The organism is Nitrosomonas supralitoralis, assembly GCF_003011925.2.
GTDB classification, from domain to species: domain Bacteria; phylum Pseudomonadota; class Gammaproteobacteria; order Burkholderiales; family Nitrosomonadaceae; genus Nitrosomonas; species Nitrosomonas supralitoralis.
Genome location: NZ_PXXU01000194.1, coordinates 1 through 496 on the forward strand (window position 1 = coordinate 1; position 496 = coordinate 496).

The 496-nt window shown below is 45.0% G+C and carries 1 protein-coding gene; it reads left to right on the plus strand.

The window, feature by feature from the left end:
• Positions 1-496: WD40/YVTN/BNR-like repeat-containing protein (locus tag C7H79_RS18215; RefSeq protein ID WP_374058032.1), on the plus strand; the 496-nt coding region annotated here is incomplete at both ends.

Sequence of the window (496 nt, forward strand, 5' to 3'; positions counted from 1 at the left end):
ATGACCAAAGCGTGATTGCAACAACATATTTTGGTGGAGGTCTATACGTCTCTTCCGATCGTGGCGCAACCTGGGCCATAGATAGAACTGGTTGGCCAGTCCCAAAGAGTTTAGATCTTCCAATGAGTGCTTTCGATATCGATTTCGCTAAGAATCAGTCAGGACCGCCTACGGCTGTTGCCACACGAAATACTGGGCATATTGGATTTTCCAATGATTTTGGACAAAACTGGACTGTAAAATTTATTCCGAAAATTCCTGAAATATCGCCATTTTCTGTCTATATCAATACATTTGTTTTGTCACCTACGTTTGAAAGTGACCGAGAAATCTATGTTGGCACACGATCGCACGGAATCCTTCAAACACTTAATGGAGGAACCAGTTGGCGTTGGCTGCGAGGCGTTCCCACCACATCTCATATTGTAAGCCTGGCTATTTCCCCTAACTATGCAAATGACCGGACTGCTTTTGCTGCAACTCGCTCCGGGCAAGT